The following is an 18,822-nucleotide window of genomic DNA, read 5'->3' as shown; positions in this document are numbered from 1 at the left end:
GTATGTTTGTGGCCGCTCGACGTTGCAGAACCTTCCACTTAACCTCGCTGCCACAAACATACACGCCGCCCCTCCCCTCATCCCTGGTTTTCTCAGGCGGAACATAGGAACAACTTTCTTCGCAGCGGTGGTAAAAAGATGAAAAGAAATAAAAAAGAACTAAAGCTGGAGATTCTGAAAGGCAACCGGTAAATTGGGGGCGGCGGTTCAGGGATTGGGCTTTAGTTCTTTTGTATTATAGTATGGGTCTTATGAGGACTCGGTCATAACTTTGGTATTTGGTTCACCACATCGTTGCTTATTCTATGATGGTGCCGGTTTTGCCCAGGTAGGCGGGCTTGGCTTTTTCTATGGAGGTGATGACTGCACGGCGGCCTTTTTTCTTTTCGACGAAGTTTACGGAGGCTTCTATTTTGGGGAGCATGGTGGAGGGCTCGAACTGGTCCTCTGACATGTATTGTCTGGCCTGGGCGGTGGTGATGTGGTCCAGATACTGCTCGGTGTCGGATTTGTAGTTTAAGGACACTTTCTCTACGCTTGTGAGGATGAGAAGCTCATCTGCGTCCAGCATCTCTGCAAGCTTGCCGCTGATCAGGTCTTTTTCGATGACCGCACTGGCTCCGTGAAGCTCTTCACCCTGTTCCAGGACGGGGATTCCGCCGCCGCCGCAGGCAATGACGATCTGGCCCGCATCCGCCAGGGCACGGATGGCATCAATTTCCACAATGTCCTGAGGCTTCGGTGCTGCTACGATTCTGCGGTAGCCGCTGCCGGTCTTTGTCACGTAGTTTCCTTTTTTCTCCTCCGCTTCCGCTTCCTCCTCGGTCAGGGTCCTTCCGATCACTTTTACCGGTTCGTGGAAGGCGTCATCGTAGGGGTCTACTGTGACCTGGGTGAGGACTGTGCTCACCGGTTTGTAGATGCCGCGTCTTAAAAGCTCTGCACGGATGGCGTTCTGTACGTCATAGCCGATGTATCCCTGGCTCATTGCCGCGCAGACAGACATGGGCACTGCGGTGTAGTCAGGATGTACCTTTCCGAATTCGTTCATTGCTGTATGGATCATCCCCACCTGGGGAGCGTTGCTGTGGGTGATGATCACCTCTGCTCCAGCTTCCACCAGGTCGGCGATTATTTTTGCTGTTCTTTTCGTTGCATTTTTCTGTTCTGGCAATGTGGTACCTAATGCTCTGTGTCCCAATGCCACTACTACTCTTTTTTTTGTCATATTAAAGTACCCCTTTTCAAACTGGTGTGATGATATTATTATAACAGGGCGCCGAAAAAAAGCAACCGTGGAAAAGAAAAAACCCGATACTCGCGTATCGGGCCTTTTCAACTTGAGGGGGGAGATAGTGAGTGGTTTATCAACTATCCAAGACCTATTATAGGGAAAAAATGTGATGAAACTATGACGATTTTCTAAAATAAAACGAAAAACTCTAAAGAAATTTTAAATGAAACTGGAAATAATCAGTTTTTCCTCCTGTTTTTTCCCTTGAATATCCGGTTGACCCGGTTGATGGTTTTCTGAGGTATCTCAAATACAAACACGATTCCAAGCACCATGGCCAAAGCGATTCCGATGGTCTGTCTCCCGTAGTACAGGCTCTGGGCACTCTCCTGCATCAATGTATAGTAGACCGTTCTGTAGATGCCGATTCCCGGTACAAGTGGAAATATACCGGCAATGAGAAACAGTGTGACCGGGCATTTTCTCACAGTGCTTCCGATGCGTGAAGCTGTCACAATAAAGACTGTGGCGATAAAGCTTCCCGTCACGGCACTCATATGGAAAGGATTGGTACAGATCCAGCAGATCAGCCATCCCAATCCGCCTATGGTCCCGCACAGGGGATAATGTTCCTTCGGGACGGAAAACAGCACGGAAAAAGCCACAGTACCCAAAAACGCAGCCACGAACTGCGCAGCACCTTGTATCATGATCATAAAAGTACCCCTCCTGTCACTTTGTAATAGAGCATGTACATAAGGCCCACCCCAAGAGCAATGCCCAGAGCCACCAGCAGGGTATCCAGCATCCGGACACCGCCTCCGATATAATCACCGTCCGCAAAATCCCGGATGGAGTTCACAAAAGAGACACCCGGTACCAGGGGCATGATGGAACCCACAAGGATGCTCCCGTAATTTTCTCCGATTCCCAGACGGTAAAAGACCACAGCCAGAAAGGAAGCCCAGAATCCTCCCAGTAAGTTCAGTACGATTTTTGATGTCTTCTTCTCTCTTTTTTCCAGCGCAACCAGAAGCACGTACAGTAAAAAACCTGACAAAAAGGCTGCCGCTGCATCCCAGATGCCGCCGCCCAGCACATAGCAGAAGCTGGCAGAGCCTACGCCTGATGCCAGAATCCTTGTAATATTCTTTTTACCCGGCATCTGCTTAATGGCTTCCAGACGCTCCCAGGCCTCCTCCACGGTATATCTGCCCTCCACGATCTCCCTGGAGAGCTGGTTCACGGCTGCCACCCGGTTAAGTCTGGCAGAATTGATGGGAATATGCCTGACCTGGGCATAAATGTCCTCCCCTTTGCTCTCCGCAGTCAGAAATATCCCGGTGCTCATCACAAAGGCACTGCATTTTTCTATTCCATATGCTTTGGCGATTCTCTGTATGGTCTCCTCCGCCCGGAAGATTTCCGCCCCGGCATCCAGCAGGGTCTTGCCGGCCTCCATAGCCAAATCCAGGATCTGTTTATCTCTGCTCTCCATAAATGCACTCCATCTCTATTTCCTCTTCTTCTCATTTTTCCCCGCTTTTGGAACCGTATTCCTCCATGATCCGGAAGGATAACAGCAGATACAGCCTCTCCTCCGGATCCTCCAGGTTCAGATGTATCAGTTCCCGTATCCGCTCCATCCTGTTTATAAAGGAGCTTCGGTGTATGTACAGCGCCTTGGCGGATGCCACTGCATTATACTGCAGACGCGCATAAGTTAAAAGTGTTTTATAATAGGAAGTTTCATTTTCCCTGTCATACCGGTACAAGGACAGCAGCTCCCTGCTGCAGAGCTGTTCCGGCAGAAAATTTCCCACACCGTATTTTAACAGAAAATCCAGGGCATAATCATCAAATTTATGATAACAATAGGTAAAATTTTTTCTAAGGCCCATCTCCATGGCAAACTCTGCCTGCCGGTAAGCGCTGCGCATGCAGGAAATATCCGTGAACTCCCGGCTGCAGCCGGCTGCCAGCACACTCTCCCTGAGAAAATACACCATTTCCTTGTGAAATTCCAGATCCGTGGATTTTGAAAACATATTCCGGTTAAACAGCATGGCAATGTCCCCGTTATGCGTCACACAGTATGCCCCGGGCCACATCCGTTCCATCTGTGAACAGAGATACCTCATATTATATGCCTTTCCTCTTTGAAGGATATTCTCACGGATGGTGAGCATATAGTAAACGTCTCCCGGCAGATTTTTGTTGGCCCACAAAAGGCGCAGAAGCTCGCCCTCGTCCGCCCCGTCTGTCTCCAGACATTTTTTCATCATGTGATGCAGGTCAGCCAGTCGCGGAGACCCAAGTTCAAACCCTCCGCACTGATCATAGAGCTGTTCCACATAACCGGCAAGGTGGTTAAAAACCGCCTTCTCATATTCTGTCTTTTCCTCACTCTGGCCCTCCTCGATCAGAAGGGACAGGCGGCCCACATAAGCACCCTCATGATATATATTTTTATAGATCACCACTTCGCCTGCCGTATAGACAAAAGCCTCTTTTCTCTCCTCCAGTTCCTTGAACCCCGGCATGCTGGTCAGATCATTGACATCATCCAGGGGAAGCTGGTTCATATCATCCACGAATTTGCGGCGCATACCCTCATCGCTTGTGTATGCGATATATTTAAAATCCCCGTCCATAAGTGCAGCCGGTTCCGGAAGCACACTCCGGCAGCTGTCCAGGATCTCCTGATATCCCACATTTCCGCCTACTATCCTGCTGAGCTTTTCGTCCCAGGTATCAAAGGTATCAAATATCTCTGTCAGCGCATTGAACAAAGTCCGCTCCGATATCCCTGCATCCAGAAAGACTGCGTCGTTCCCCCCACAGTCAAAGCTCCCGTTAGGATAACCTGCCAAGAGAAGGACGCAGCCTGTCAAATGCCTGACACAATGTAGAGCATTCTCCGCATCCACAATGACAGCCCTCCCCTCCGTATAGACAGAAGGCTCATAAAAGACAGGGCGTCCCACAGAATATTGTTGTGAATATTGTGCATGATTTATTTTAAACCGTTTGGACAACTGGTAATATATCATAATACTGTTCAGTCTCATATATACTTCTCCTTTTTTCAACCCATCATACACATTGTACACCATCCGACAAAAAAAGCAATCAGATTCATGGATTTACACTTTACGGATTCCGGGATACTATTAAGACAGAGCATCCTAACTCTCTCCTGCCAGCCTCCCAGGCTTCGCGCTGGCGGGAGCCATGTGAAAGGAGTATATCCTTAATGAAAAAATCAGATTTTAAATACCCTCATCTGTTTGCCCCCATTCAGCTCGGCAACGTTCTTTTCCGTAACCGAATCTTCGCCTCCCCGACCGGTTACCAGAATCTGAATGGCGATGGCTATTTAAACGACGGCGCTGCAGCCTACTATGGCAGAAAAGCCATGGGAGGCGCTGCCAGCGTTGCCACCTTCGAGGGAATTGTAGACGGGGAGCTTGGACGAGGCGGGGCAACACACATTGCTCTCGACACTCCCAATATAGACCGGGGCATCTCCAGGATTGCCTACGGCATCAGCCAGTACGGCGCCGTAGCCACTTTAGAACTGCAGCATACCGGCATGTTCGCCAACCGTGACCTGTCCTTTTTCGGTGCGGAGGCCAAAGGCATAGCCTACGGCCCGGTGGAGTGTGAATGTGCGGGCAGAAAGATCCGCCCTATGACAGAGGAAATCATTGAACGCACCATCCAAAAATACATAGACGCTGCTCTTCTCGCAAAGAAATGCGGCTTCGGCATGGTTCTGGTACATGCCGGACACGGATGGATGCTGCACCAGTTCCTGTCCCCCATCACCAACACCAGAACGGACAAATGGGGCGGACCGGACATTGAAAACAGAAGCAGACTGCTGCTCTCCATCGTAGACGGTATTCACAAAGCCTGCGGGGCCGGTTTCCCCGTGGAAGTCCGCATAAGCGGCTCTGAATGCTATGATGGAGGCTATGACATAGAAAACGGCATTGCCATTGCCAGACAGCTTGACGGACATGCGGATCTGATCCATGTCTCCGCCGGCAATCATGAGGTGGAGGAAGTCTTCGCTGTCACCCATCCCAGTATGTTTCTGGAGGATGGATGCAATGTGCATCTGGCCGCAGAGATCAAAAAACACGTAAACACTCCGGTAGCCACCATCGGCGCGCTCTCAGACCCTGAGCTTATGGAAGACATCCTTGCTTCGGGAAAAGCCGATATTGTGGAACTGGGCAGAGAATTGCTGGCGGACCCGGATTTTCCCAATAAGATCCGTACCGGGCATGAGGACAAGGCAAGAAAATGCATGCGCTGTCTCTCCTGCTTTTCCAGCGAACTGACCAACGGGGAACCCTACTGTGCCATCAACCCGGAATCCGGCCGTGAACTGGAACTGCGCCATGCGCCTGTCTGTGCGCAGGTAAAGAAAAAAGTTCTGGTAGTGGGCGGAGGCGTGGGCGGCATGCAGGCAGCCCTTACCTGTTCCAAAATGGGACATAAAGTCATTCTCTGCGAAAAAAATGAGCGGCTGGGCGGTGTACTTCGCTGTGAAGAAAACGTCGCCTTTAAGAAAAACCTGGATTACTATTTAAACCAGCAGGCGAAATGTGTTGAGGAAGATAAAAATATAGAACTTCGCCTGCAGACGAAAGTGACGCCAGAATATGCGGAGGACTTAAACGCAGACGTCATCATCGCAGCCCTGGGTGCAAAAGCAGCCCGGCCGCAGGTACCAGGTATAGACAGTAACAACGTGTTGTCTGCCCAGGAGGCTTATCCTCTGGCAGACAAGCTGGGTCCCAAAGTGGTCATTTTGGGAGCCGGCCTGGTAGGAATTGAACTTGGACTGCATCTCATACGCTATGGAAAACAGGTCACGATCCTGGAGATGACAGACCACATGAGCGACGGAGGCAATTTTCTCCACATGCTCGGGCTGCATACAGAAATCAAAAAGCGCGGCCTTAAGATTTTCTTTCACACCCAGGCTGTACAGATCACAGACGAAGGGGTTGCCTGCCGGACACCGGAGGGCGACAGCTTTTACGAGGCAGACCAGGTTGTCTATGCAGCCGGTCAGAAGCCGCTGAGGGAGGAGACCACAGCTCTTGCCTGCTGCGCACCTGAATTTTACATGCTGGGGGACTGTGTTACCCCGCAGAATATCACGGCAGCTACATCTACTGCCTATATGACAGCCAGAAATATAGGCAGGGATTACTGACATATTGTTTCCCATTTCTCTATTGTCTGTAAAATAGCTTACCCCTATTTTACAGACAACAAAAGGGCATTGCAGCTGCAATGCCCTTTTAACACGTCTTCAGACTGCCCCTTAACCGGCAATCGTAAAATAGAGGAGCACAATAACGCCCAGTACAATCCGGTACCAGCCGAACACCTTGAAATCGTGCTTCTTGATATATCCCATAAGAAATTTAATTGCCAGAATGGAAACCACAAAGGAAACCACCATTCCCACAACCAGTATCATGAGCTCCGCCCCGGTAAAATGCAGGCCGAATTTGACCAGCTTCAAGAGACTTGCGCCAAACATGGTGGGTATTGCCAGGAAAAATGTATACTCCGCCGCCACGGTTCTGGAAGCCCCCAGTAGGATTCCGCCAATAATGGTAGCTCCCGAACGGGAAGTCCCCGGGATCACGGCCAGAAGCTGGAATACACCGATGAGAAGAGCCATCTTCCAGGATATCTCAGCAATGGAGTTTACCGCCGGCTCTCTTTTCTTGTTGTAGTCCTCAATGAGAATAAACAGCACACCATACACGATCAGCATGACAGCCACCACAAAATAATTATTGAACTTCTCCTCAATAAAATCATTAAAAGGAAGCGCCACGATGATAGCGGGCAGACAGGACACAACGATCTTAAACCACATGATCATTTTATCTATCTGGACAAAACGGCAGATAAAACCGGCTGCTTTCTCTATCTTTGTCACATTATGATGTTTTGGTCTTCTGTTGTGGAATGGCCAGAGATCTTTAAAATACAGCACCACCACTGCCATGATGGCGCCAAGCTGGATCACCACCATGAACATTTCCCAGAATTGTTTACTCACATCCAGCTTTACAAATTCCTCCACCAGTATCAGGTGGCCTGTGCTGCTGATGGGAAGCCATTCCGTGATGCCCTCCACAATCCCAAGAAAAATAACCTTCAGTAATTCAATAAAATCCATTACACCCTCCCTTATGTAAGAAACTGCACAGTCATGCGCAGACCTGACAAAATACTCAAGAAACCGCCGCAAAATATCATACGGCGGTTGTCTCTCATTATGTCACAGTATTATATTGCTGCGATATCGATCAGCTCCAGCTTCTGGATATCTGTATTCTCCAGACTGGTCACAAGCGCCTCAGCCGTATCTAAGGCAGTCAGCACATTGACACCTGTCTCAATGGCATTCCGGCGGATAATAAACCCATCCTTTGCCTTTTCCACGCCCTGAGACGGTGTATCGATCACCAGATCGATCTTATGTCCGAGGATCAGGTCCATCAGATTAGGGGATGCCTGCTCAATCTTATTTGTGCGGACAGCCTTCACACCGTTCTCATTCAAGACTCTGGCAGTGCTTCTGGTTGCATAAATGCGGTATCCCAGTGCCTCAAAACGCCGGGCGATCGGTACGATATCCTGCTTATCCTCATCCCTCACGGTAATGATCATATTTTTGTACTTCGGCAGATTGATGCCTGCCCCTAAAAATGCCTTGTAGAGTGCCTCATTGAAAGACTCTGCAATGCCCAGGCACTCACCTGTGGATTTCATCTCCGGTCCCAGGCTGATGTCAGCCCCACGGATTTTTTCAAAGGAGAACACCGGCATCTTGATGGCAATATGCTTTGCCTCAGGCTGCAGGCCCGGCTCATATCCCAGTTCTCTTAACTTATATCCCAGGATCATCTTGGCTGCCAACGGTACGATAGGAATGCCAGTCACCTTGCTGATATACGGTACCGTACGGCTGGAACGGGGATTTACCTCGATCACATACACATCCTCGCCGCACACGATAAACTGTATATTGATCATACCGATAACATGCAGGGATTTTGCCAGTCTCCTGGTATACTCTTCAATGGTTTTCTTTGCTGTATCGCTGATGGTACGCGCGGGATATACGGAAATACTGTCGCCGGAGTGAATACCCGCACGCTCAATATGTTCCATAATACCGGGGATCAGAATGTCCTCACCGTCACAGATGGCATCCACCTCGATCTCCTTGCCCTGCAGATATTTATCTACCAGGATCGGATGTTCCTGGGCAATTCTGTTGATGATGCCGATATACTGGTCCACGTCCTCATCGTTTATGGCAATCTGCATGCCCTGTCCGCCAAGCACATAGGAAGGACGGACAAGCACAGGATATCCCAGTGTATTTGCCACACGGATCGCCTCGTCTGCCGTATATACTGTATGCCCCTGAGGTCTCGGAATATGACATTCCTCCAGAATCTTATCGAAAAGTTCCCGGTCCTCCGCAGCATCCACATCCTCCGCAGATGTTCCCAGAATTTTCACACCCATCTTCATCAGGGCTTCTGTGAGCTTGATAGCCGTCTGTCCGCCAAACTGCACGACAGCGCCGTCCGGTTTTTCTATATTTACCACATTCTCCACATCCTCCGGAGTCAGCGGTTCAAAATACAGCTTATCTGCAATGTCAAAGTCCGTACTTACAGTCTCCGGATTGTTGTTGATAATGATCGTCTCATAGCCCTCTTTTTTGAATGCCCAGGTACAGTGCACGGAACAGAAGTCAAACTCAATTCCCTGGCCGATACGGATAGGACCGGAACCCAGAACGAGAACTTTTTTCTTATCGGACTTCCCATCCGCCTCATTTTCCCCACCGTAAACAGAATAATAATACGGTGTGGCAGCTGCAAACTCAGCCGCGCAGGTATCTACCATTTTATAAGCGGCAGTGATGCCCCACTCCCGGCGCAGCTCTCTGATGTCCTCTTCCCTTTTACCGGTCAGGCGCGCGATCACATTGTCCGGGAATTCAATCCGCTTTGCCTCACGGAGCAATTCTTCCGTAAGTTCCTTTGAAGCCAGCGCCTGTTCCATCTCCACAAGGATTGCCAGCTTGTCAATGAACCACAGATCAATCTTCGTGACTGCATGGATCGTTTCATAGGAAATCCCTCTGCGGACAGCCTCAGCGATCCTCCAGATCCTCATATCGTCCACGATCTTCAGCTCTTCTGTCAGTTCCTCCTCGGTAAGCCCGGTAAAGTCATAAGACATAAGGCTGTCCACATGCTGTTCCAGAGACCGAATGGCCTTCATAAGAGCACCTTCAAAGTTATTGCAGATACTCATAACCTCACCGGTTGCCTTCATCTGTGTCGTCAGGGTTCTCTTTGCGCTGATGAATTTATCAAAGGGCAGACGCGGGATCTTCACAACACAGTAGTCCAGCATAGGCTCAAAGCTGGCATAAGTCTTGCCTGTGATGGCGTTCGGGATCTCATCCAGTGTATAACCCAGGGCAATCTTGGCCGCAACCTTGGCAATGGGATATCCGGTAGCCTTGGAAGCCAGTGCAGAGGAGCGTGATACACGGGGATTTACCTCAATGACGCAGTATTCAAAGCTGTCAGGATTCAGAGCGTACTGCACGTTACAGCCGCCGGTGATTCCCAGCTCTGTGATGATATTTAAAGCAGAGGTACGCAGCATCTGGTATTCCTTGTCGCCCAGCGTCTGGGAAGGTGCCACAACGATACTGTCACCTGTATGCACGCCGACCGGGTCAATATTTTCCATATTACATACGGTAATGCAGTTGCCTGCACCGTCGCGCATAACCTCATACTCAATCTCTTTCCATCCTGCGATACAGCGCTCCACCAGCACCTCACCCACACGGGAGAGACGAAGGCCGTTTTCCAGGATTTCCACAAGCTGCGCCTCATCATAGGCAATACCGCCGCCGCTGCCGCCCAGAGTGTATGCCGGGCGCAGAACGACCGGGTAGCCGATCTTATTTGTAAAATCAATACCATCTTTCACGGTTTTTACAACCAGGGAAGCTGCCACCGGCTCACCGATCTTCTCCATGGTATCCTTAAATTCCTGACGATCCTCCGCCTTCTTGATTGTCTCAGAGGTGGTACCGATCAGGCGCACATTCTGTTCTTTTAAAAAGCCTCTCTCTTCCAGCTCCATAGCCAGATTCAGTCCGGCCTGTCCACCCAGAGTGGGCAGTACGCTGTCCGGTTTTTCCTTGATGATAAGCTGCTCTACCACTTCCACGGTCAGAGGCTCAATATATACCTTATCCGCGATATCTTTATCTGTCATAATGGTAGCGGGATTGGAGTTCAGAAGAACGACCTCAATTCCCTCTTCCTTCAGGGAGCGGCAGGCCTGCGTTCCCGCATAGTCAAACTCTGCTGCCTGACCGATGATGATCGGGCCTGAACCAATCACAAGCACTTTTTTAATATCCTGAATCTTCGGCATTATTCGCTCACCTCCATCATTTTCATAAATCTGTCAAACAGGTATCCGGAATCCTGTGGTCCCGGACAAGCCTCCGGATGGAACTGTACGGTAAAAATATTCTTTCCTATATATTTTAAACCCTCGTTTGTTTTGTCATTGACATTTTCAAATGCCGGTACAGCCACCTGAGGGTCCAGAGTGTCCGTATCTACCATATATCCATGGTTCTGTGATGAAATATATACCCTTCCGGTTTCCAGGTCCTTTACGGGGTGATTTCCGCCTCTGTGGCCGTATTTCATTTTCCTGGTATCCGCGCCCGTTGCAAGTGCCATGAGCTGATGTCCGAGACAGATCGCGAAAACCGGTACCTGGGAATCATAAAGCTTTTTGATTTCTTCTATTATAGACGTACACTCTTTCGGATCACCAGGACCGTTGGAGAGCATAATGCCGTCAGGATTATCTCCCAGAATCTCCTCTGCTTTTGTAAATGCCGGATATATGGTAACCTGGCATCCGCGCTTATTCAGGGAACGGGCAATATTATCTTTTGCCCCAAAGTCCATAAGAGCCACCTTGGGTCCGCTGCCCTTCAGCACTTTCTTCTCCTCACATGTCACACGCTCCACGACCCTGCCGGTGGTATAAGCTTTTAATTTTGGAAGAACCTCCTCCAGTTTATAGTCTGCATTGGTAGTGATCATGCCGTTCATAGTTCCTTTTTCCCTCAAAATCTTGGTAAGGGCCCTTGTATCAATCCCTGCGATCCCGGGGATATCATATCTCTTCAGAAAATTCTGTATGGTGTCTTCACAGCGGAAGTTGCTTGGAATACGGGATAATTCCCTGACAATGTAGCCATCCGGCCACGGTCTTAAAGATTCCTGGTCCTCATGGCAAATGCCATAATTACCAATCAAAGGATATGTCATGCAGACTGCCTGTCCGGCGTAAGAAGGATCTGTAAGAACTTCAAGATAACCTGTCATCGAGGTATTAAAGACGATTTCGCTGATAATTTCTTTCTTCGACCCTATGCTGGTCCCGGTAAAGACGGTGCCGTCTTCCAGTATTAAAAATGCTTTCATGCTTTCACCTGTCTTCCTTTCTATAGCGTACTGTTAATGGTTCCCCAAATTTTCCCCAAATTGTAAAAAGTGTATCACAACATCTGGTGTTTTTCAACCTTTTTTTCTTGTTTTTTCGCGGTTGTATTTTAAAAAATTCGACAGCCCGAAAACCGGATAATAATAAACAGGAATTTCGGAGCAGAAATGCGGTTTATGTATTTGGCATTTCCTTATTATGATGGGAATATATACTGATTTTATTCTGGGGTGTTTTTGTCATTTTATAAGGAAAGAACAAGGCCGGAAAACGCGGAAAAACCTTCGGAATATGTCGGGAAATAGAATTGCGTTAATTTTTTTAAAAACTTTGAAAATTAGTGTTGACATTTCCTGTAAAATCGTGTAATATATGTCTTGTGCTTGAGAGAGCACGAACTTAATAGAAGATGCAGGAGTGGCGGAATTGGCAGACGCGCAGGCTTCAGGTGCCTGTGGTAGCAATATCGTGTGGGTTCAAGTCCCATCTCCTGCATCCTTTTTTTGTTTTTGACAATACTTTCTGGCGGTGACTGCGGTTGCCGGCAGATTTTTTATTTTTTCTTAAAAAAGGTATTGACTTTCTTGTTTGAATCGTGTATTATATCACTTGTGTTCGAGAGAACACCAACTTAATAGAAGATGCAGGAGTGGCGGAATTGGCAGACGCGCAGGCTTCAGGTGCCTGTGGTAGCAATATCGTGTGGGTTCAAGTCCCATCTCCTGCATCCTTTTTTTGTTTTTTAGTCTCTCTATCGGAAATCCGTCAGAGAGATTTTTTTATATAACTGTAAATTTTTCGGGCAAAAATAATGAATACCTTGACTTCAACTTTAAAATTATATACTATAAAAGAATTAGATAAACTGTCCCCAAATAAATTTTCAGGAGGCATTCATGAACTACATTAAGACATTGTTTCTAATTCTATTTTTCACAGTAACAATATATTTTTTAGGGATATTAGGTAGAAAAAAATGTGATAGTTTTTCTTTGACAGAGATTCTTTTAAACGGACTGCTGAGATTATTTGGAAGTTTTGAAGTGATCATACTTCCGTTTATTTTATTAAGGGCTAAATTTTCATACTTTTTTTATTGTTATTGTTTTGTGTTATTAGGTACTGTTATTTTCTCTATATTTAAATATGCCAGATACAGCTTACAATATATTGGAAAGGATGTCCGAAAATTTATTTCCGCATTAGATATGCCTCTGATTGCCGCCATTCTAATGGTTATATTTCAGATGTCTATGCTTGCCTTCTATATGCATATTGATGCCGACGATGCCATGTACGTTGCAACTGCTGCTACCACCTTAAAAACCGATACTATGTATCAATATGCCGCAGATACCGGTATCCTACTAAACGCCATGCCATCACGATATGTACTGTCTCCCTTTCCTATTTTTACAGCGTTTTTAGGCAAACTGTTTTTCATCCATCCTACCATTATAGCGCATACTATTTTAGCGCCGCTTATGACGGGTTTTGCATATCTGGTATATTATTTAATAGGTTCTCTGATATTTAATAAGAAAAAAGGAATGATCGGAATCTTTTTAGTGGTTTTATCTACCTTTCAAATTTGGGGGTATTTTACAGTTTATTCTTCATCCTCTTTCATTTTAATCCGCTCGTGGCAGGGTAAAGCCGTCCTTGCCGGTGTTCTGATACCTGCGGCATTATATTATTTAATAAAAGCATGTCAGACGAAACCACAATATAAATGGCAGATAAGCTCCTCATTATTTTTAGTTTTATCAGCAAGCCTGGTCTCCTCTATGGGGATTATGCTGATTCCTACCCTGTTGGGATTATCTGCTGTTTTATTTTGTATCTATAATAAAACCTTTGAACCGCTGATTAAATGTATAATCAGTTGTTCACCTGCCATTCTCTTAATGATAATATATTTGTTGATGAAGTTTGGGAGATTTTGCCCATGAATGAAATTATGGAAATAACAAAAAATATGCTTTGGCTTTATACTGGTGATTGCTGGTACTTTCTTATTTTTCTTGTATGTGCAGGATATTTATTTTCCAAAAATAAAACACATTCAGAAATAATGTTCATAAACCATTATATGATTGGAATAGGTTTCATTTACATCTTCCCTGTCACGGCTAAGATTATAATGGATTATTGTATTGGAAAATCTGTATACTGGAGGATGTTCTGGCTTTTGCCCATGGGAATGATCGTAGCTTTAGCAGTAACATTTTTCGCTTTTGAAATAAACAGCAGAGCGTATAGAAATTTATTTATTTCAGCGATTCTTCTACTTCTTATATTCAGTGGTAATTTTATGTATAGCAAAGATGTGTTTAGCAAAAGTGTGAATTCCTATAAACTTCCTGAAGATATCTTTTCAGTATGTGATATGTTAGAAGAGCATGCAGAAAAGAATACGATAACCGCTGTTTTTCCCACGGAATTTCTTCCGTATGTCCGACAATATAATGCAGACATTTATCTTCCTTATGGAAGAAGGGTTGAAACAGAAACCAGTCCGTCCAGTGATGCTCGAAAATTATTTAATATAATGAATCAGACAGATAAGTCAGCGAAAGAATTAGCACAGCTGGCAAAACAAAACGGATGCCAGTACATTGTAGTCAGTAAAGAGGATGCAGTCAATAACACACTTTCTGATGGTGACTTTAAAGCTATTGCTGATTCCGGAAACTATATTATTTACTATGATACTGCCAGTTGACATATTGACACGTAATAAGGGGCTGCCGGTAAAACAAACTGAACTGCTCCCCGTAAAGTAGACAATTAAAAAAATAAAAAATTTCTGCCAGTGGGTTTAACTCGCTGGCAGTTTTACGCTGCCAGCAAATACTTTTCGTGTTTTTCCATAGGTGTTTGGACACCCAAGTTTCTCTGTAACCGTTTGTTGTTATAATACTCAATATATTCTTCAATCATCTTGATAATAGATGTTTTGTCAGTGAATACACTTCCATAATAGCATTCCCTCTTTAGAATCCCCCAGAAGCCCTCCATTGGTCCATTGTCTATGCATTTGGCAATTCTGGACATACTTTGCGTCATTCCAGCCTCAACCAGCTTCTGATGAAAGGCACGGTTTGTATATTGAAATCCCCGGTCACTATGGCACAGGGGATGTGCATCAGGTTCCGCAGGATTGCTGCATCAAAAGTATTGAATACAAGTCCGTTGTTATTTGAATCTCCAACTATGTAGGACACAATTCGCCGGTCATACAAATCCAGAATAGCGCTCAAATATACTTTGTGTTTTACCCCGTCCTCATAGTACTTGAATTCGGTTATATCGGTAAGCCATTTTTGATTTGGCTCATCTGCCCAAAATTCACGGTTCAATATATTTTCAGCGATGTATTGTGGATTAGCTGCCTGCCTCGTACAACCGTTATTGCAGTACTTAATGGTTGATTTAATGTTTTTTTGCCGACAGATCCTTAAAACTCGTTTATCATTTACTTTTATATCATGATAATGGTCAAGGTCATCACGGATACGGCGGTATCCTTTGTCTGGGCTCTCCATATGAATCTTTTCAATTTCTTCAGCAATTCGCTGGTTGACTATTTCGTTTTCCGGTATTTTACGATTGAGCCATTTATAATAAGCCGCCCGACTTACTTTGCCTAAATGGCATAATGCTAAAATGAAATAGTTATGTTCCTCATGTTCCTCTTTGATTGCCTGATAAATGATTGTATTGCGGACCGGGCTCAGTCTCGCCTCCTCTCTATTTCTTCGAGTTTTTTTAAGAAAGATGCCTCCATCTGTGCACGTTCTTTTTCTGCGCGAAGTAGTTTAACCTCCGCACGCAGCCGTTCCAGCTCACTCATTTCAGCTTCTGATTTACGTCGGCCACGTTTATCCTGAAGGCCATCGATGCCATTGGCTTCGTATTTAACCACATAGTTTCTGGCTTGTTGATAAGATATCTGATATTTTTCAGCAGTTTCAGCGTATTTATGTTCATGTGTAATGCAGTATTGGACAATTTCAACTCGTTCATCAAATGTGGTGTTTCTTCCCTTGGTCATGACAGGGGTTCCTCCTGTTCCAGAAGATTTTAGTTCTTTATGACCATTATACTTCTTAATCCACTTTTGTAACTTACTTTTTGAACGAATACCGTACTTTTTACAGATATCTGTCTGAGAACCTTCTCCTGAAAGGTAGTCTTTTACAGCATTCATTTTTAATTGGGCTGAGTAACTCTTATAGTCTCTCATTAAAAATGCATCTTCGCCCAGACTCTCATAATTAACGATCCATTGTTGCACGGAAGTCTGTGTTATGCCAAACTCATGGGCAATCATTCGTTGGCTTGCTAATCCATCCAAATATCTCTGTACCGCAAATATTTTTTCATGCGCAGATATTTTCCTTTTAAGCATAGAAAATGCTCCCTTCCAAGTATCAAGTGCTTTTATTATTTCACTTGTCTACCTAGAAGGGAGCATATCACAAACCGGATTTCAGCCCCTTTAAAATATCAATTTTCTATCTGGTTATTTCTCCTGCAGACTCTGCAAGCAGATGAGGTTCCCCTTCCATATCCAATGTGTAGATATGAATATTATATTCTGAAACCTTGAAAGCAAAATCTGCTGCCCATACCTTCGTAATATAAGAACCATCTGCCTGTAATTCCGCTTCATACCATTTCAAATCACTTTGGTCTTCTTCCGCCCATACCGCGCAGCGCAGAGCCTGAACATTTGTGTCTGCTGACAGATTTTTCACGATAACTTCATATTTTCCGGTTCTGAAATCATATGGTGTCACTTCTATCTCTGCAGGAATGATTTCCGACTCTTCAGATGAATCCTCTTCTGTTTCGGCCGTCAGCTCTTCTTTCGGCTCCGGTACTACAATATCTTCCGTAAGCTTTTCCATTAATTTTGACTTTTTGTCCAGCTCAATGTCTATTGTGTTTTTGTCGTATTTTTCTATCAAGGTTGCCTCTGATGAAAATAGATTGGTGCCCAAACCTAATCGGTTGCCCTCTATCTCCACACCCAGACTTGCCAGTGTGGTCGGAAAATTATCAAAGGTAGAATACTGTCTGTAAGTATCCCCCTTGACCTCTACAGCAGAATTTATGTAAGTGGTAAAGACTTTTCTGTTGTAACTTTTATCCACATCTTCACAAAAATCACTGTCCATAGTCGGATGATCTCCAGATATAACAATAGTTGTATTTTCATAAAAAGCCTGTTCTTGTACCCACTTCACAAATTCTCCTACCTGTTTACTTGAACAAGCTATAACATTCGCGTATTGGTCGCTCTCATAAGTATCCTGACAATCCTCGCATATATATCCATCCTCAAAGTGAGTATCCACTGTTAAAATGGTCATATTAAATGGTTCCTCTGAAAAACTGGCTTCCAGCAAATGTTCTTTGGCAAATTCAAAGAGTTTCTTATCCTCATATCCCCAAAACACATGATAATCCCCCGGTATTTGTCCGTTGTCCTTACTATAATAATAATCATAAATATTATAATTTCCATGTTGAGTATAAAATGATTTTCTTCCTCCGAAATTTGCGTCAGAACCTAAAAGCAACTTTTGAGTATACCCCTCTTCTTGAAGAATATCGCCTATAGCAGTCAACCCCGGCATAAAACTTTCCTGCTCATTCATTGAGTTACCTTCTATTGGAATCATAAGGGGTAAACCGGTACTCTGTGCAAACATTGCAGCCACTGTCCAGCCAGTACCATTTAATGATATCCCTCCGTTTAATGATTTTTGACTGCCGGAGAAATTTTCATTTTTTATTGACAGGTCTGTAAGTTCTGGTATTACATTCTTTTTAAATGCTCCGCCATGTTTTTCATCCGCATAGGTATTTTCCATGGACTCCAGATAAATGTATATTAAATTTCTTTTTTGCTCCGGAAACTTTATATCTACGGATTTAGGGTCTATATAGTTGTCATCAATAAATGTAGAATAAGTACTTCTGTTACTTGCATAAGCCTTAATATCCAGTCTGCTCCACATATAATTTATAGAAGTACCAGCGATTGCAACAGATATCACTGCAGAAAATAAAAGTATAAATCCCTTTTTCTTTTTTACAATTTTATAAATAATTCCAACGAGTAAAATTATGCCTATGGATACAAGAACACAGGATAATATGTAACTGATAATTATCCCACTATCGGTTCCCTGCAGAGGTGATTGAATGTGAAACATCAGTTCATTCATAGTAAGCCCTGTCCAGGTTCTAAACATCCATGAAATACTGGTGGCTATTAACAGAGAAAGAAAAGCAATCAGATACCCTATTACTATTCCTATGATTTTTATGATTTTTATGATTTTCCTGTGTACTGTGAACTTTGTGCTTACATTCTCATGCAAATCTTGTTTTATTTCTTCTTTTGCGTTCATAATTCGCTCCAAAATATTTATATATTTTTTTACTATTTCTTATATGAATCCTTCTTTATACAAGATAACACAATATGACAAGAGATTGCAATACGATTATTAAGGAATCTTTAGATAAACCTAATATTTAAATTCTGAGATATCTTGAAAATCACTTTTCAAACTTCCGCTAAATTTCTAACCGCCTGTACCCCGTCCCCAGCAAAAGAGATATCAGACTTTTTCCAATCCAGCTTTTGTTCGACGAATAGATGAAACTTGTATCTCTTCCGTATAAAAGTAAGCGTAAAACCCTACGCTTACGGATAAATTAATACCGCTAGATTTTAGCGGCGTGCTTTTCTACATTTCCTTTCTCATCACGGAGTTTTGGAAGTTCTGTGAGCAGATGTTTAAAATAATAATACGGTCTCAGATTGTTGAGCTTTGCTGTTTCAGATAAACTGTAAATAACCGCACTTGCCTGTGCGCCCTTGACCGAATCATGGAACATCCAATTTTTCTTTCCAACACAAAATGTACGGATGGATCTTTCAGAGG

15 protein-coding genes and 2 tRNA genes are annotated in these 18,822 nt (G+C 44.8%); 5 read left to right on the top strand and 12 right to left on the bottom strand.

What is annotated here, in order from left to right; translation table 11 throughout:
• Nucleotides 1-298: 298 nt before the first annotated feature.
• The 4 genes from arcC to WMO65_RS25535 all read right to left on the bottom strand — a co-directional run bounded on the left by arcC (nucleotide 299) and on the right by WMO65_RS25535 (nucleotide 4,305).
• The gene (arcC, locus tag WMO65_RS25550) at nucleotides 299-1,228 is read right to left on the bottom strand and encodes a carbamate kinase (protein ID WP_148394003.1); all 930 of its coding nucleotides are present in this window, start codon (nucleotides 1,226-1,228) and stop codon (nucleotides 299-301) included.
• Between the two features lie 245 nt (nucleotides 1,229-1,473).
• Entirely contained in the window at nucleotides 1,474-1,950 is a 477-nt protein-coding gene (locus tag WMO65_RS25545; protein WP_103732099.1) for a threonine/serine exporter family protein, read from the bottom strand.
• Complete coding sequence (locus WMO65_RS25540) at nucleotides 1,947-2,732, bottom strand: threonine/serine exporter family protein (protein ID WP_033143127.1); 786 nt, start codon at nucleotides 2,730-2,732, stop codon at nucleotides 1,947-1,949. The genes WMO65_RS25545 and WMO65_RS25540 overlap by 4 nt, the downstream gene beginning before the upstream one ends.
• A gap of 31 nt (nucleotides 2,733-2,763) precedes the next feature.
• Nucleotides 2,764-4,305: a helix-turn-helix domain-containing protein gene (locus WMO65_RS25535; protein ID WP_158587229.1), complete on the bottom strand. Its 1,542-nt coding sequence runs from the start codon at nucleotides 4,303-4,305 to the stop codon at nucleotides 2,764-2,766.
• A gap of 185 nt (nucleotides 4,306-4,490) precedes the next feature.
• Here WMO65_RS25535 and WMO65_RS25530 point away from each other — a divergent pair, with 185 nt between their 5' ends.
• Nucleotides 4,491-6,470, top strand: coding sequence for an oxidoreductase (locus tag WMO65_RS25530; protein WP_148394002.1), 1,980 nt, complete (start codon nucleotides 4,491-4,493; stop codon nucleotides 6,468-6,470).
• Between the two features lie 111 nt (nucleotides 6,471-6,581).
• On the opposite strand, the gene WMO65_RS25525 is transcribed toward WMO65_RS25530, so the two are convergent.
• The 3 genes from WMO65_RS25525 to WMO65_RS25515 all read right to left on the bottom strand — a co-directional run bounded on the left by WMO65_RS25525 (nucleotide 6,582) and on the right by WMO65_RS25515 (nucleotide 11,835).
• Nucleotides 6,582-7,454 (bottom strand): undecaprenyl-diphosphate phosphatase, encoded by an 873-nt coding sequence (locus WMO65_RS25525; protein ID WP_054352278.1) that lies wholly within the window; start codon nucleotides 7,452-7,454, stop codon nucleotides 6,582-6,584.
• A gap of 110 nt (nucleotides 7,455-7,564) precedes the next feature.
• Nucleotides 7,565-10,762, bottom strand: a complete 3,198-nt coding sequence (gene carB / locus WMO65_RS25520) for a carbamoyl-phosphate synthase large subunit (protein ID WP_033143131.1) — start codon at nucleotides 10,760-10,762, stop codon at nucleotides 7,565-7,567.
• Complete coding sequence (locus WMO65_RS25515) at nucleotides 10,762-11,835, bottom strand: carbamoyl phosphate synthase small subunit (RefSeq protein WP_148394001.1); 1,074 nt, start codon at nucleotides 11,833-11,835, stop codon at nucleotides 10,762-10,764. Before WMO65_RS25515 ends, carB begins: the two co-directional genes overlap by 1 nt.
• A gap of 430 nt (nucleotides 11,836-12,265) precedes the next feature.
• On the opposite strand from WMO65_RS25515, the gene WMO65_RS25510 reads away from it, so the two are divergent.
• The 4 genes from WMO65_RS25510 to WMO65_RS25495 all read left to right on the top strand — a co-directional run bounded on the left by WMO65_RS25510 (nucleotide 12,266) and on the right by WMO65_RS25495 (nucleotide 14,579).
• Nucleotides 12,266-12,349, top strand: a tRNA-Leu gene (locus WMO65_RS25510).
• A gap of 148 nt (nucleotides 12,350-12,497) precedes the next feature.
• Nucleotides 12,498-12,581 (top strand) — tRNA-Leu (locus WMO65_RS25505).
• 169 nt (nucleotides 12,582-12,750) lie between these two features.
• Entirely contained in the window at nucleotides 12,751-13,806 is a 1,056-nt protein-coding gene (locus tag WMO65_RS25500) for a DUF6077 domain-containing protein (protein WP_148394000.1), read from the top strand.
• A complete protein-coding gene (locus WMO65_RS25495) occupies nucleotides 13,803-14,579 on the top strand; it encodes a hypothetical protein (protein ID WP_148393999.1) in 777 nt (258 codons plus the stop codon). Before WMO65_RS25500 ends, WMO65_RS25495 begins: the two co-directional genes overlap by 4 nt.
• A gap of 113 nt (nucleotides 14,580-14,692) precedes the next feature.
• Here the strand turns inward: WMO65_RS25495 and WMO65_RS25490 are convergent, their stop codons facing one another.
• The 5 genes from WMO65_RS25490 to WMO65_RS25470 form a co-directional block, all read right to left on the bottom strand.
• The gene (locus tag WMO65_RS25490; RefSeq protein WP_243128897.1) at nucleotides 14,693-14,923 is read right to left on the bottom strand and encodes an IS3 family transposase; all 231 of its coding nucleotides are present in this window, start codon (nucleotides 14,921-14,923) and stop codon (nucleotides 14,693-14,695) included.
• A complete protein-coding gene (locus WMO65_RS25485; RefSeq protein WP_256139433.1) occupies nucleotides 14,920-15,429 on the bottom strand; it encodes an IS3 family transposase in 510 nt (169 codons plus the stop codon). The genes WMO65_RS25490 and WMO65_RS25485 overlap by 4 nt, the downstream gene beginning before the upstream one ends.
• Before the next feature lie 161 nt (nucleotides 15,430-15,590).
• Nucleotides 15,591-16,268, bottom strand: a complete 678-nt coding sequence (locus tag WMO65_RS25480) for a helix-turn-helix domain-containing protein (protein ID WP_207708218.1) — start codon at nucleotides 16,266-16,268, stop codon at nucleotides 15,591-15,593.
• Nucleotides 16,269-16,374: 106 nt separating this feature from the next.
• Nucleotides 16,375-18,282, bottom strand: a complete 1,908-nt coding sequence (locus tag WMO65_RS25475) for a GBS Bsp-like repeat-containing protein (RefSeq protein WP_349064781.1) — start codon at nucleotides 18,280-18,282, stop codon at nucleotides 16,375-16,377.
• 319 nt (nucleotides 18,283-18,601) lie between these two features.
• Nucleotides 18,602-18,822 (bottom strand): transposase domain-containing protein (locus WMO65_RS25470; RefSeq protein ID WP_349064779.1); only part of this gene is annotated, 221 nt, incomplete at its 5' end.

Source organism: Blautia caccae, from assembly GCF_040095955.1.
In the GTDB taxonomy this organism is placed as follows: domain Bacteria; phylum Bacillota; class Clostridia; order Lachnospirales; family Lachnospiraceae; genus Blautia; species Blautia celeris.
The sequence above is the reverse complement of the archived record's forward strand: the minus strand, read 5'-3'. Positions and strand labels throughout refer to the sequence as shown.